Here is a 13,857-nt window from a genome sequence, read left to right as displayed (position 1 = left end):
TACTTGTTGTAAAAATAATAAGGAATATGCAATGTCAAAAACACTGTATCAAAAATTATATGATGCACATGTCGTTTATGAAGCACCAAACGAAACACCTATTTTATATATTGATCGTCATTTAGTGCATGAAGTCACCTCTCCACAAGCATTTGATGGTTTGCGTGCAATGAATCGTAAAGTGCGTCAGCCTCATAAAACTTTTGCGACCATGGATCATAATACTTCAACCAAAAGTAATGATTTAAATGCTTGCAGCGAAATGGCTCGCATTCAATTAACTGAACTGGCAAAAAATGCCAAAGAGTTTGGTGTTTCGTTATATGATTTACAAAGCCCATTACGTGGTATTGTCCATGTGGTCGGTCCTGAACAAGGTATGACTTTACCCGGTATGACTATTGTGTGTGGTGATTCACATACCGCAACACATGGCGCATTTGGTGCACTAGCATTTGGAATTGGCACCTCTGAAGTTGAGCATGTCTTAGCCACTCAAACCTTAAAACAAGGTCGGGCTAAAACCATGAAAATCGAGGTCAAAGGTCAAGTAGCTGAAGGAATCACTGCCAAAGATATTATATTAGCGATTATTGGTAAAACCACTAGTGCTGGTGGTACTGGACACGTGGTTGAATTTTGTGGTGATGCCATCAAATCATTATCAATGGAAGGACGCATGACATTATGCAATATGGCAATCGAGATGGGGGCTAAAGCAGGCCTTATTGCACCTGATGAAGTGACTTTTGAGTACTTAAAAGGTCGTCAATTTTCACCAAAAGGAGAGGATTTTGAAAAAGCTGTCGCCTATTGGAAAACCCTAAAAACCGACGACGGCGCGCAGTTTGATACCGTAGTCACACTTGAAGGTAAAGATATTGCACCTCAAGTCACTTGGGGAACAAATCCGGGTCAAGTCACGTCCATTGATGCAACAGTACCCAATCCCGAGTTTTTTTCTGATCCTATCGAGAAACATTCCGCAGAGCGCGCATTAACTTATATGGGATTAACCGCTGGCACCAAAATGACAGATATTAAGATCAATAAAGTGTTTATTGGCTCATGTACAAATTCGCGAATTGAAGATTTACGTGCAGCAGCGCAAATTGCTAAAGGTCGTAAAGTGGCAGAGGGTGTACAAGCATTAGTCGTGCCAGGCTCAGGTCCTGTCAAAGAACAAGCCGAGGCCGAAGGATTAGATAAAATTTTTATCGACGCTGGTTTTGAATGGCGTTTGCCGGGCTGTTCAATGTGCCTTGCAATGAATGACGATAAATTAGCACCAGGGGATCGCTGTGCATCAACTAGTAATCGTAATTTTGAAGGCCGCCAAGGGCGGGATGCCAGAACACATTTAGTCAGTCCTGCTATGGCTGCTGCAGCGGCTATTACTGGTCATTTTACTGATATTCGCAAACCGTTTTAAGGAGACTTGTCATGGCTAAATTTACAAAACATACCGGATTAGTTGTTCCTTTGGACGCGGCTAATGTTGATACAGATGCAATCATTCCAAAACAGTTTTTACAGAAAGTAACACGTACTGGATTTGGTCAACACGCCTTTCATGAATGGCGCTTTTTAGATGATGCTGGCAAGCAGCCTAATCCTGAATTTGTCTTGAATAAACCCCGCTATAAAGGTGCCAGTATTTTATTAGCACGTGAAAATTTTGGATGTGGTTCTTCTCGTGAACATGCCCCTTGGGCATTAGCTGATTATGGATTTAAAACTATTATTGGTTCAAGCTTTGCCGATATCTTTTACAATAACTCATTTAACAATCAGTTATTATTGGTTAATTTATCCGAAGAAGATGTCGATGAGCTGTTTAAAATTGTCGAAGCCAATGAAGGCATTGAGTTTACCATTGATTTAGTCAATGAAGTTGTTATTGCCGGCGATAAGCAATATACATTTAAAATCGATGCTTTTAAACGTCATTGCTTGTTAAATGGGTTAGATAATATTGGCTTAACCTTACAACATGAAGAAGCGATTAGCGACTTTGAACAGAAAATCCCTTCATTTTTAGCTTAACCTTAACTTTTGGGCGCTTATTTGCGCCCAATAATGAGAATCAACAATGGCAACACATCATGACAATGTAAAACAGCAGTTTGGCGAACAAGCCAATGCTTATTTAACCAGTAAAGTACATGCTCAAGGTCCTGATCTTGAATATTTATCTAACCTACTTATATCGCATTCGGAGGCAAACCTACTTGATATGGGATGTGGCGCAGGTCATGTCAGTTTTATTGCGGCAAAATATGTTAAACATGTTACAGCCTATGATCTTTCAAATGAAATGTTATCGGTTGTAGCGCAAACAGCGAAAGAGCGCAGTTTACAAAATATAACCGTTAAGCAAGGTTATGCTGAATATCCACCTTTTGCTGATAATCAATTTGATATTGTTGTCAGCCGTTATTCAGCACATCACTGGCATGATGTGGGCAAAGGTATTCGACAGCTCCATCGCATAACTAAACCTGGTGGTAAATTAATTATTATGGATGTTGTTTCACCTGGTCACCCTGTATTAGATATTTGGCTTCAAACTGTTGAAGCCTTGCGTGACACATCACACGTTCGCGACTATACCCCCGGTGAGTGGTTAACCTTTTTAACTGAAGCAGGTTTTGTCATTAATAATATAACTCGCCACCGTTTAACACTCTCTTTTGATACATGGGTTAAACGAATGCGTACTCCTGAAAAGTTAATTGAAGCAATACGAACTTACCAAGAAACGGCAGCTGACGATACAAAAAATTATTTTGAACTTCAAGCAGATGGTTCTTTTACTACGGATATGATGATTATTGCAACTGAAAAAGTCATCTAAAATGATCCGTTGTCATAAACAGCTTTAAATTTAAAGCTGTTTACGTTGGCTTGATGGAGGAATTGATAAGGCTTCACGGTATTTTGCTACGGTTCGACGGGCAATCATAATACCCTGTTCTTCAAGGATTGCGACCAATTTACTATCACTTAATGGCTTTTTGCTGTCTTCTGCCAATATATATTTTTTAATTAAAGCGCGAATAGCTGTCGACGAAGCTTCGCCACCTGATTCTGTGTTTACATGACTAGAAAAAAAGAATTTTAACTCAAATATTCCTGTAGGGCATTGTAAATATTTCTGTGTTGTCACACGGGAAATCGTTGATTCATGCATATCAATTGCCGTCGCAACATCAGACAAAATCATTGGTTTCATGTATTCAGTACCGTGTTCAAAAAATGCTTGCTGATGCTCAACAATAAATTGACTTACTTTAAGTAATGTTTCATTACGATTTTCAATACTTTTAATAAACCAATTCGCATTTTGCAAATGTGATCGAATATACTGACTATCACTTTCATTTGCTATCTTTTCCATTGCAGCATATTGCTGATTAATGCGTAAGCGCGGCATAGTGTCATTATTCAGATCAACAATCCAGTTTCCATTCACTTTTTTTACTAAAACATCAGGGATCACATAATTTGGCGGTGTAGTATTGACTGAATCGCCAGGATACGGTTGTAAATGTTGAATAAAATTGACTGCTTCTTTTAACTGTTCATCGCTTGCGTTTAATACTTTTTTTAATGTTCTATAATCTCGAGTCGCCAATAAATCTAAGTAGTTATCAATAATTTGTTTAACCAGCAGTGGATAGGTTAAATGTTGAATTTGAATAGACAAACATTCTTGTAACGATCTAGCTCCCACGCCAATTGGATCAAAATGCCAAATACGCTTTAAAACAGTTTCAACTTCATTCAATTCAATCTCGTCATTACCCTGCTCTTCCAAAATTTCATCTAATGAAACCGTTAGATAGCCTCGCTCATCAATCGCTTCAATAATCGATACCGCTATCGCCTTGTCAGTATCACTAAAAGGCGTTAATTCAAGTTGCCATCTTAAATAATCATGTAACGTTTCGTGAGTTTCACCTTGGTAGATAGGCAATTCATCATTACGATAATCAGAGTGAGTGCCAGAGGGGGTTCCAGCAGTATAGATATCATCTAATGAGGCATCTAATGGAATATCTTCGGGTATTTCTCGGCTATCTAAGGCTTCACGCGTATCGATATTCTCATCTTTAACATTTTGTTCAACATCAATTTCGTGATATTGATCAGCCACTTCAAGCAATGGGTTATTTTCAAGCTCGGTTTGAATCTCTTGTTGAAGCTCTAAAGTTGACAACTGTAGCAATCGAATCGCCAATTGTAATTGTGGTGTCATCGAAAGCTGTTGCGAGACTTTCAGTTGTAAACTGGGTTTCATCATAACCTAAATTCATTTCCTAAGTAGACACGTTTTACATCTTCGTTATTTAAAATACTGGTCGGTGTACCTTCAGCAATTAAATGTCCTTTATTAACAATATAAGCCCGCTCACAAACATCTAATGTTTCACGGACATTATGATCGGTTATTAATACGCCTAGTCCTCGATCACGTAGATGTTTAATAATACTTTTGATATCTATCACAGAAATCGGATCGACGCCCGCAAAAGGTTCATCAAGCAGAATAAATTTAGGGTTAGCAGCTAACGCGCGAGCAATTTCAACTCGGCGTCTTTCACCACCGGATAAAGATTGCCCTATACTGTCACGAATATGTGTAATATGGAACTCTTCAAGTAACTCTTCGGCGCGGTTAATTTTTTCATTTTTATCAATATCTTTTCGCGTTTCTAAAATTGCCATAATGTTATCAATAACAGACAATTTTCTAAAAATAGAGGCCTCTTGCGGTAAATAACCGATGCCTTTTTGTGCACGCTCGTGTAAGGGTAAAATGCTGATGTCATGATCATCAAGATAAATTTTACCCGCATTTAAGGTCACAATACCAACCACCATGTAAAAAGTGGTGGTTTTACCTGCGCCATTTGGTCCTAATAACCCAACGATTTCGCCAGAATTAACGGTTAAACTGACATCTTCAACTACACGGCGTTTTTTGTATACTTTAGCTAGATTTTCCGCTTTTAAAATTGACATTTTATTTGCTCATCTCTTTAACTTGGTTTGGGATGATAGTGCTCTTAACTCGCCTATTCTTACCTGGCTGCGCAAATATTTGCTGTTTTTTGACATCATAAATAATCATTTCACTTACAATATGATTATCTTGTTGAAATAACTCAGCATTACCTTGTAACACAATATTATTTTGTTTTACATTGTAAATCACTTGTGAAGATTGCCCTGTGACAATCTTATTGTTTTTAGGCAAAATTTGTTTATAATTCACTGGATTACCATAAGCTGTAATTTTTTGTTTTTCTGTGTTTTGCATTTCAGTGACAACCACTTTATCCGCTTTTATGGTTAATCCTTCTTGCACAATGACCACATTGCCAATAAATGTAATAGTATTATTTTCAATATCAATCTGTTGATTATCGGCATCAATTGCAATGGGTTTATTATCGGCAAACATTTTGGGATCTGCAGGTTGCTTAGTCTGCCCATTTGCAAAACTACTTAAAGAAATAGGTAGCAATAAAATTAATGAACAAACAACTTGTTTTAGCGAACTCATGTTTTATTTTGCCTCAGTGTTATAATATGTTTTTACATTTTCAAGTATGTTAGCCTTTTTTGCACGCAAATCGCCTGCTAAACCAATACCGGTTGAATAAAATCCCACCCCATTAATGATGACAGGATCTTTCGATGTAACTAGCTGTGAAGTTAAATCTACCACCGCATTATCTGTTTTGACTTGTTTTAATTGAGATTCTTGTGTCAAATTATCTAATTGCACATCATGATAAAGATACAAAAGTTTATCACTCGTTAGCGTCGCTTGCTTTGCCTTAATATGCCATATAGCTATATTTTGTTGATCATAAATCGTAAAATTGGGCAAATCGAATTCAGTATTACCTGAATTATCGTAATGCCTAACATTACTCGACTCAATTTTATAAACAAGTTCCCCTGATAAGTCGTAAATATCTGTTAACATGTCATCACTTTGATAAATCGGTTTATCTGATGCATCTTGAGTAGATTGGCTTACTGCCGCATCTTCTTTTTGATAATTATAATAAACACCGATAACAACAATGAGCAGTAAAAAACAGATTAGATTTTTTTTATTCATAACATACGTTATTCACATTAATTAGAAATTATTATTTCGAATGTCCAAAATTTTAATTATTTTACTTTATTTTTTATTAAATTAATATCGAACATTAAAAGAAGTTAAGTCGTTTTGTGGCAATAATTCACAAATATTTATATGTGAAATACGCGACGAGGCAGGACCACCATTTTCAATCCATTTTTTTAATTTGGCTATTTGTAAGTCGTCACCTTGAGCAATAATTTCAACATCACCATTTTCTAAATTGCGAACATAACCAACTAATCCCAGCTTTTGGGCTTGCTGATAAGTAAAAAAACGAAATCCAACGCCTTGCACTCGACCACTCACATTTATTTTAACTTTCTTAATCATCCTACAACCCCGCTATTACTAACTCAAACATAGTTATCGTAATGATGAATAGGATTATTCAGATTGTAAGCAGTGAATAATCATTCACCATCATCAGGCACTAATTTATCCAAAAAATATAAATACCACACTAGTAAGTGTCATATAAGATAACGTAATAATATTACTATAAAGTTGTTATTACTCGATTCGATTTTATTTATTTTGTTTTTTTAATAGAATAACCATTAGAATTAATAACAGATTATAAAAACAATGGATATAAAAAATGGTATTGAACTATAAAAAAAGCCTGTTCTTATTTTGGCTATTATCAATATTAAGCTACTATACACTTTGTTCATGTACTTTTGCCAATGTTGGTATTGATAAACAAAAAATTGGCAAGGTCGTTGATGAATTTAATGGAGTGAAAGTCTATTATAATGGTAGCATCTATAACGTGAGTGGAAGAAATATCGCGAAAGACGGCTATAACTTAGGCCAAAAATATCAATGTGTTGAGTTTATTAAACGTTATTATTATCAGCGTTTTAATCATAAAATGCCAAATAGCTATGGCCATGCTAAAGATTTTTTTGACCCATCAATTGCTGATGGAAAGATCAATCGCCAACGCAATTTACTACAATTTCATAATGGATCACCCACTAAACCACAAGTTGATGATATTATTGTTCTTAATTGGTCTAGCTATGGGCATGTTGCTATTATCAGTAAAGTAACTGACACCGAAATTGAAATTGTGCAACAAAATCCAGGACCCAATGCTAGCAGTAGAGCAACGTTTCCTTTAATTCTTAAAAATGGAATATGGACAATAGAGATTGCTGGCGCTTTAGGTTATTTGCGTAAAAAACAATAGCTGTCCAAATAAATCGGGTTATAAAAAGATAAGCAACATAATTATTCACAACATAAAAAAAGAACAATCGAGTGCTTTAATAGATACTAATCAACAAACCATTCATTCTACTACTTGGATACTATTTTTATTGTCTCTAAAATAGTTTTCAGTTTAGCTGTTTTTTTATATTGTGTTTATTTTGTAAAAAAGTTTCAGAAAAGGTAGTGTTTAAGTATAAAAAAGAGATAAAAAAGGGCAAAACCACAATGATTTCTTCTTTTAAGTGTATCAACGGTATAATAAATCGTGTTACGACTGGATTTTAACTGTTACAGTTACCAGTTTTTAAATCAATATGCTTTGTAATTAATGGACTGTATTTTGATATTATTAATAGATAATTATGATTCTTTTACATTTAATATTAACGATTATTTATGCCAAGTTGGCGCAGAAGTTAAAGTCATCAAAAACGACGAACTGACAATGGAACAAGTAAAAGAACTCGCCTTTTCTAAAATTATCATCTCCCCTGGCCCAGGGACACCAATTAATGCAGGAATATCACTTGCTATTATTGCCGAATTTGCTCATATTTGCCCGATATTGGGAATTTGTTTAGGACATCAAGCCATTGCACAATATTATGGTTACCGCATTGCCAAAGCACCAACACCGATGCACGGTAAAGTTGATGAAATAACACATGATGGTCAGGGGATATTTAAAGGAGTCAAAAACCCGCTTTCAGTGGTTCGCTATCACTCATTAATTGCATGTGATAATTTTTCACAAAAAAATTCTCACCTGATTGTAACCGCTCGCAACAATCAAGGGTTGATTATGGGATTACGTCATAAAACGTTACCCATTGAGTCAGTTCAATTCCACCCTGAAGCGATAAAAACCGAATCAGGTTTACAAATGATTAACAATTTTGTCCATGAGCAATCTTAATATGAAAATTTATATAGATTTTGAAGGTCAGCATAAATATTTTTGCAATCCTATCGCTATTTTAAGATCGAATGATTACTCAACAATTAAACAGCAATTCGATTTAATCGAAAAATTTACGCAACAAGGTTTTTACGCGGTTGGATATCTCGCTTATGAAAGCGCAACGGGGTTAAATAGCGAAAATAAAACAAAACATAATGATGAGGTCCATCAAGGTTTGCCACTATTGTTATTTGGTATTTTTGATCATTATTCTATCGTTGAACAAGTAGAACTAAATGATTATACACCGCCAAGCTTTGATTTAATAAGCGATACATCAAGAGATGAATATAATCAAAAAATTGACTTTATTCGATCACAAATTGAATCAGGCAATACTTATCAAACCAACTATACTATCCAATTTACCGCACCATTTAATGAAAGCGCTATTGATTATTACCACTTTCTACAAAAAAACAATCAGGCAGATTATTGTGCTTATCTTGAGTTTGACGATTATCATATTTTATCGATTTCACCCGAATTATTCTTTAAGTTAGACAATAACATTATTACGACAAAACCAATGAAAGGAACAACCGCACGCGGCTTAAATAATCAACAAGATAAACGACAATTAGAGTTGTTATTTTCTGAAAAAAATCAAGCTGAAAACATGATGATTGTTGATTTGTTGCGTAATGATTTAAGTCGCATTGCAAAACCGGGAACAGTAACGGTGCCTAAATTATTTTCAGCGGAAAAATATCCAACCGTTTGGCAATTGACGTCAACGATTCAAGCTGAAATGAAGGAAAATGTCAGTTTATATCAAATTTTTCAAGCCCTATTCCCTTGTGGCTCAATTACCGGTGCCCCAAAAACCAGTACTATGCAAATTATCGTAGATATTGAAAACTCACCACGGGGTGTTTACTGTGGAACAATTGGTTATATTGAGCCCTATATGAATAAAGCTATATTTAATATCCCAATTCGTACATTAACCATACACAATCAACAGATGCGCTATGGTGTTGGTGGTGGGATCACTTGGGATTCAACATCTCAAGACGAATATAGTGAGATCTTAGCGAAAACAGCCATTTTGAATCGCACTATTTCTACCCCAAAATATATTATTGAATCATTGTTGCTTGAAAAAGGGCAATTTTTATTATTAGATGAACATTTAAGCAGACTTGCTCAATCAGCTAATTATTTTGATTTTAACTGTGACATTCATGCAATTAAGATGCAACTCATTAAGTTAGCAAATTCCATGCCTAACAACCTTTATAAAGTGAGAATCTTACAGCAAAAAGATGGGCACTATTCCATTAACCAAGATATAATTAATAACCCAATGAAAATTAATGAAATTCATCTGGCAACACAATGTGTTAATACTCAAAATGTGTATTTATATCATAAAACTTCCAATCGTGAGCACTTCCCTGATTTAACTGTAGGAAAAGAATATATTAATTTTAATCAACACAATGAGATTACTGAATTTGTTAATGGTAATCTCGCGTTACTGATTAATGATGAATGGGTGACACCTAAAAAAGAATCAGGATTATTAGCCGGCACTATGCGGCAATTTTATTTGGATCACAATCAATTGTTAGAAAAAACGATTTTAAAAGATGATCTGGTAAATGCTGATAAAATCGCTTTTATCAATAGTGTTCGCAAATGGGTGGAAATCGATGATAAGGTCTTTAGTCAATTCAAATTGTCACTAAGATCTATTGCCATTTAAGTTTAGACATTCCGTCAGCACGCTGACAGAATATCAGTGTAACACTAATGTTTTATTGAGTTTGCAAAGTCTAGTTCTTCATCTTGCCATCCTTTCGATAGCGCTTTAACTAAAGCATCATAGCCATTGGTTGCTAAAGGAATATGGCGCTCAAATGGTTTGCTTTCAATATTATTTTTACGGTCAGTAACAACCCATCGGCCTTTAATTATCGCATCCCCCGTATAACTGCCATGAAAGCTATCTATAAATAATTTTACCGTTAGTGTTGGTGTTGTAATTGACTTACTGGATACTAAATAATTAGGTAACATAGCCGTTAAATCCTGCGTTAATCGGTCTTGAAGCTGCTGAGATAACGTTGATACCCATAAATGGTTGATTGCTGTTTCATATTTAATATTATCAGTTTGTAATACAATACCCGGTTTATTTAAAAAACTCGCCACATCAACTGACTCAATCCAAATAAATTGATTCGTGGTTTTCATATTTTGCGATACAGGAATCTGTGAATTGCTAGTGAGTTGAAAATAACTTTTACTCGGGATGCTAGCTGAGCAACCCACTAATATAGCAAATAATGGCATAAATACGACTATAAGCAGTTTTTTATATATTCTGTTCATTATTTTTTACCTTTTGCTTGAGGTTCTTGATCTTTTTTCGCTGGCGCAGAAAAAATCAATGCATTACTTTTATCATTAAGCGTATTGAGTAATGGAGTGAGTTCGTCCATCATTTGTTGCACTTTTTGTAAACTCTCTTTCATTTGATTGTTGAGCTCAGAACCCGGTTGTAAGCCTTTCATTGTTTCATTTAATGAACGTAATGTCTTTTGCAGATCTTTTGGCATATTTTGCATTTCCTTACTCGCCATAATCTGATTTAATGATTTCATTAATCGTTCGCTTGAAGCTAATGATTGGTTGAACTGTGATAAGGTATTGTTAAGTGGTAAATTATTAAAGTTATCAAGTAACTGCATAATTTTTGCTTGAATTTGCGCAATTCCTGTCGAAGTTGCCTCAATAGTGTTGTAACCAAACTGTTTCGCTAGTTTAGGATCATATTGATTTTTTAAGTCAGGATAAAAATCAAGATCTATATATAGTGCACCTGTGAACATGTTCAAGGTTTTTAACGAAGCTCTTAATCCATTTTTTTGCTCTTTCATAATTAATGCGGCAATGTCGATCTTTTCATCAACCAGTTCAGATAAACGATCGGGTTCAATCCTGATTAATATCGGCACTTTTTTATTTAAAATTGACGATTTTTCTAGCATTTCAGCAGTGTAAAATGGCACTTTAGATACTGTGCCTAGCCTAATACCATGATATTCAACGGGCACACCTTCGGTTAATCCAGATATTGAGTCAGAGAGCATAATAAGAAACTCTTTATATTCGGTATACTGCGAGTCTTGGATAGATTTTTTATCTTCATATAGTTTATAAACTGCATTTTGTTCAGCAGGTGCACCTAATTTGGAACCTTCAGGTAAATCAAAACTAATCCCTCCAGACATTAACACATCTAAAGAAGGTACATCGAGACTAGCCCCCCGAGATGATAGTGTTAAATTGATCCCTCCTTCTTTCCAAAAACGAACATTTTGTGTTACTAGTACATCATAAGGTTTAGTTATAAAAATTTGATATTTCATTTTACGTGATTCAACATCAAATTCTGAAGTCTCAACATTACCTACACGATAGCCATGAAACATGATAGAAGCACCACGAGGAATCACACCATTTTGCTCACTTTCTAAATTTAGGCGAATTCCTTTAATGCTTGGATCAGACAAGGGTGGAGCATCCGAAAGCACGAACGGTTTATGTTGAAAACTATGTGTATCGTTTCCAGCAGCTAATTCTATATAAACACCCGATAAAATAGTCCCTAACCCAGTCACCCCATCACGGCCAATTTCAGGCTTAACAACCCAAAAAATCGAGTCATTTTTTAGTAACGGATCCATATCATTATAAATACGACCTTTTATTACCACTTGTTTGTAGTCATCAGATAAAGTCACTTCGTCAACTATACCTACATCAACGCTGCGGTTTTTAATTACTGTTTTTCCAGCAATAATGCCACTTGCGTCTTTTGCAAGTAATGTGAACGAGGTGCCTCTATCGGCAAAATGAGCATAGATTATCCAAAGCCCCACAATTGCAGTCACAATGGGAATAATCCATATAGCTGAAATAGCTCTAATTCTAATTATTTTTGCTAATTTACTTGATGTTGCCATATTGTTCCTATTAATCTATTTTCTTTTTTGCCGACGATCCCAAATTAACCGAGGATCAAATTTTTGTGATGCAATCATCGTGATAATAACGACAGTTGCAAAAAATGTAACACCAATATCTGGGTAAACGCCCATCATTTGCTGATTTCTAACCAAAGAACAAATAACAGCAACCACAAATATATCAATCATTGACCATTTACCAATAAACTCAACTGCAGTGTACAATTTTTTCATTTTTAAGCAATTATGTTTATTTTTTCGTTTTACTGCTAGTGCAAAATAACAAAGCCAACTGAGTGAAATGATCTTTAAGATTGGAATAACAACACTCGCAATAAAAATGACAAGTGCAACAGGTATATCACCGGCCTGCCACATATAAATGACACCATCCATAATAGTCGATGTTGATGACGATCCGAAAACAACGGTTATCATAATTCCAAATAAATTAGCGGGAATGTAAAGAATTAATGAAGTAACCAATAAGGCCAGAGTCCATTGTATTTTATCAAGATCTCTGATTTTGCTTTTTTGTTTACACCTCGGACATTTTACATAATGCACTGGCAATATAGCCTGACAGCATTTGCAAAGTTTTAAATTTTGACACATGCCAGTTTTACCGACTTTTAGTGTATCGGTAGCAAAATTACTACGATGAATTTCATTCCAGATTGTTTCTGGCGAAAAAATCACTAAAGATTTTATATAAAAAAAGACAAATAGACAGAACGCCCAAAATGTGCCAGTCACACCAATACTGCCATAACTCATTAATTTAACAAAACTCACCAAAATTCCTGTAAGAAAAATTTCGGGCATACACCAATGCTGAAACTTTTCATAAAAAATAAGCAAATCTCGTTTACGGTACTTTGTTAATCGTAGTTTAGAACAGAGCAAAACGATAATTGATAAATTTAATATAGGAAAAAACAAAACAAATAAGATAAAAAGCGCTGAAATATAGCTATATTTATCAAAAAAAAGGGTTTTAGGGATATCTATTACGCTAATACCAATAAAATTGCCCACAATACGAATATCAATAAAGATAAAGCCACAGGCTACAATAATCATAATTAATGAACAAACTGCATACATAGCTGCGCTAAACTTCATATTACTATTATTTTTAGCTAAGGTCGTATTACAACGAGGGCAAACAGCTTTATGCCCTATGGTTATATTAGATAATTCTATGACCAAATCACAGTGTGAGCATAAAACATAATGTTGTTTATCAATGGCCATTATTTCCCTTTATTTGATATATATTTTATGTCTGTAAAAATATTTCAGATTAGCATAACGTTTACGAATAAAAACTATTGAATTATTTCAAACAATTGCTTAAGAAATCACTATTTCAATAAATAAAAATTGGTCAAACCTTCTTCACAGCTAATCATATCAAATGGCAATTTTTTATGAAAGCATTACTAAATTAAATTAGTAAAATTTGATTATGATCAGATTTTTTTATAACAATCTAACTCAAATGCATGACGACTTTTATATGTACT

Annotated in this window: 14 protein-coding genes; 6 read left to right on the top strand and 8 right to left on the bottom strand. The window is 34.7% G+C overall.

From position 1 onward, the window contains the following. Nucleotides 1–31 precede the first annotated feature (31 nt). Genes leuC through GYY69_RS00130 form a run of 3 tightly spaced genes read left to right on the top strand, consistent with a single transcriptional unit; the run spans nt 32 to nt 2,857 of the window. Complete coding sequence (leuC, locus tag GYY69_RS00140) at nt 32–1,432, top strand: 3-isopropylmalate dehydratase large subunit (RefSeq protein WP_174795855.1); 1,401 nt, start codon at nt 32–34, stop codon at nt 1,430–1,432. 11 nt (nt 1,433–1,443) lie between these two features. Next, nucleotides 1,444–2,046 carry a 3-isopropylmalate dehydratase small subunit gene (gene leuD, locus GYY69_RS00135; RefSeq protein WP_174795854.1) on the top strand — a complete coding sequence of 201 codons (603 nt, stop codon included), beginning with the start codon at nt 1,444–1,446 and terminating at the stop codon, nt 2,044–2,046. Nucleotides 2,047–2,092: 46 nt separating this feature from the next. Continuing rightward, nucleotides 2,093–2,857, top strand: a complete 765-nt coding sequence (locus GYY69_RS00130; RefSeq protein WP_174795853.1) for a class I SAM-dependent methyltransferase — start codon at nt 2,093–2,095, stop codon at nt 2,855–2,857. Nucleotides 2,858–2,887: 30 nt separating this feature from the next. Here the strand turns inward: GYY69_RS00130 and GYY69_RS00125 are convergent, their stop codons facing one another. The 5 genes from GYY69_RS00125 to yccX form a co-directional block, all read right to left on the bottom strand. Next, nucleotides 2,888–4,303, bottom strand: coding sequence for an RNA polymerase factor sigma-54 (locus GYY69_RS00125; protein WP_174796140.1), 1,416 nt, complete (start codon nt 4,301–4,303; stop codon nt 2,888–2,890). Next, entirely contained in the window at nt 4,303–5,028 is a 726-nt protein-coding gene (gene lptB, locus GYY69_RS00120) for an LPS export ABC transporter ATP-binding protein (protein ID WP_174795852.1), read from the bottom strand. The genes GYY69_RS00125 and lptB overlap by 1 nt, the downstream gene beginning before the upstream one ends. A gap of 1 nt (nt 5,029) precedes the next feature. Continuing rightward, complete coding sequence (gene lptA / locus GYY69_RS00115; protein WP_174795851.1) at nt 5,030–5,572, bottom strand: lipopolysaccharide transport periplasmic protein LptA; 543 nt, start codon at nt 5,570–5,572, stop codon at nt 5,030–5,032. A gap of 3 nt (nt 5,573–5,575) precedes the next feature. After that, entirely contained in the window at nt 5,576–6,139 is a 564-nt protein-coding gene (gene lptC, locus GYY69_RS00110) for an LPS export ABC transporter periplasmic protein LptC (protein ID WP_174795850.1), read from the bottom strand. A gap of 81 nt (nt 6,140–6,220) precedes the next feature. Continuing rightward, nucleotides 6,221–6,499, bottom strand: a complete 279-nt coding sequence (gene yccX, locus GYY69_RS00105; protein ID WP_174795849.1) for an acylphosphatase — start codon at nt 6,497–6,499, stop codon at nt 6,221–6,223. Nucleotides 6,500–6,767: 268 nt separating this feature from the next. Here yccX and GYY69_RS00100 point away from each other — a divergent pair, with 268 nt between their 5' ends. The 3 genes from GYY69_RS00100 to pabB all read left to right on the top strand — a co-directional run bounded on the left by GYY69_RS00100 (nt 6,768) and on the right by pabB (nt 10,059). After that, the gene (locus GYY69_RS00100; protein WP_174795848.1) at nt 6,768–7,364 is read left to right on the top strand and encodes a CHAP domain-containing protein; all 597 of its coding nucleotides are present in this window, start codon (nt 6,768–6,770) and stop codon (nt 7,362–7,364) included. Between the two features lie 363 nt (nt 7,365–7,727). Further along, nucleotides 7,728–8,303: an anthranilate synthase component II gene (locus GYY69_RS00095; RefSeq protein WP_174795847.1), complete on the top strand. Its 576-nt coding sequence runs from the start codon at nt 7,728–7,730 to the stop codon at nt 8,301–8,303. A gap of 1 nt (nt 8,304) precedes the next feature. Beyond that, nucleotides 8,305–10,059: an aminodeoxychorismate synthase component I gene (gene pabB / locus GYY69_RS00090; protein WP_174795846.1), complete on the top strand. Its 1,755-nt coding sequence runs from the start codon at nt 8,305–8,307 to the stop codon at nt 10,057–10,059. 44 nt (nt 10,060–10,103) lie between these two features. Here the strand turns inward: pabB and GYY69_RS00085 are convergent, their stop codons facing one another. The 3 genes from GYY69_RS00085 to GYY69_RS00075 are packed head-to-tail and all read right to left on the bottom strand — an operon-like array spanning nt 10,104 to nt 13,585. Beyond that, the gene (locus GYY69_RS00085) at nt 10,104–10,688 is read right to left on the bottom strand and encodes a PqiC family protein (RefSeq protein ID WP_174795845.1); all 585 of its coding nucleotides are present in this window, start codon (nt 10,686–10,688) and stop codon (nt 10,104–10,106) included. Then, nucleotides 10,688–12,325 (bottom strand): intermembrane transport protein PqiB, encoded by a 1,638-nt coding sequence (gene pqiB, locus GYY69_RS00080; protein ID WP_174795844.1) that lies wholly within the window; start codon nt 12,323–12,325, stop codon nt 10,688–10,690. The genes GYY69_RS00085 and pqiB overlap by 1 nt, the downstream gene beginning before the upstream one ends. A 15-nt stretch (nt 12,326–12,340) precedes the next feature. Next, nucleotides 12,341–13,585 carry a PqiA/YebS family transporter subunit gene (locus GYY69_RS00075; RefSeq protein WP_174795843.1) on the bottom strand — a complete coding sequence of 415 codons (1,245 nt, stop codon included), beginning with the start codon at nt 13,583–13,585 and terminating at the stop codon, nt 12,341–12,343. Between the last annotated feature and the right edge of the window lie 272 nt (nt 13,586–13,857).

This window comes from Gilliamella sp. ESL0250 (genome assembly GCF_013345045.1).
Classification (GTDB): Bacteria; Pseudomonadota; Gammaproteobacteria; order Enterobacterales; family Orbaceae; genus Gilliamella; species Gilliamella apicola_H.
Note: the sequence above shows the minus strand (reverse complement) of the source record. Positions and strands in the feature narration are given on the sequence as shown.

Bases quoted from the DNA above. Each gene is read 5' to 3' on its own strand.
- GYY69_RS00085 (WP_174795845.1), bottom strand. From the start codon at position 10,688: ATGAACAGAATATATAAAAAACTGCTTATAGTCGTATTTATGCCATTA.
- lptB (WP_174795852.1), bottom strand. From the start codon at position 5,028: ATGTCAATTTTAAAAGCGGAAAATCTAGCTAAAGTATACAAAAAACGC.
- GYY69_RS00130 (WP_174795853.1), top strand. From the start codon at position 2,093: ATGGCAACACATCATGACAATGTAAAACAGCAGTTTGGCGAACAAGCC.
- pabB (WP_174795846.1), top strand. From the start codon at position 8,305: ATGAAAATTTATATAGATTTTGAAGGTCAGCATAAATATTTTTGCAAT.
- GYY69_RS00125 (WP_174796140.1), bottom strand. From the start codon at position 4,303: ATGAAACCCAGTTTACAACTGAAAGTCTCGCAACAGCTTTCGATGACA.
- GYY69_RS00075 (WP_174795843.1), bottom strand. From the start codon at position 13,585: ATGGCCATTGATAAACAACATTATGTTTTATGCTCACACTGTGATTTG.
- leuD (WP_174795854.1), top strand. From the start codon at position 1,444: ATGGCTAAATTTACAAAACATACCGGATTAGTTGTTCCTTTGGACGCG.
- yccX (WP_174795849.1), bottom strand. From the start codon at position 6,499: ATGATTAAGAAAGTTAAAATAAATGTGAGTGGTCGAGTGCAAGGCGTT.
- GYY69_RS00100 (WP_174795848.1), top strand. From the start codon at position 6,768: ATGGTATTGAACTATAAAAAAAGCCTGTTCTTATTTTGGCTATTATCA.
- lptA (WP_174795851.1), bottom strand. From the start codon at position 5,572: ATGAGTTCGCTAAAACAAGTTGTTTGTTCATTAATTTTATTGCTACCT.
- pqiB (WP_174795844.1), bottom strand. From the start codon at position 12,325: ATGGCAACATCAAGTAAATTAGCAAAAATAATTAGAATTAGAGCTATT.
- leuC (WP_174795855.1), top strand. From the start codon at position 32: ATGTCAAAAACACTGTATCAAAAATTATATGATGCACATGTCGTTTAT.
- lptC (WP_174795850.1), bottom strand. From the start codon at position 6,139: ATGAATAAAAAAAATCTAATCTGTTTTTTACTGCTCATTGTTGTTATC.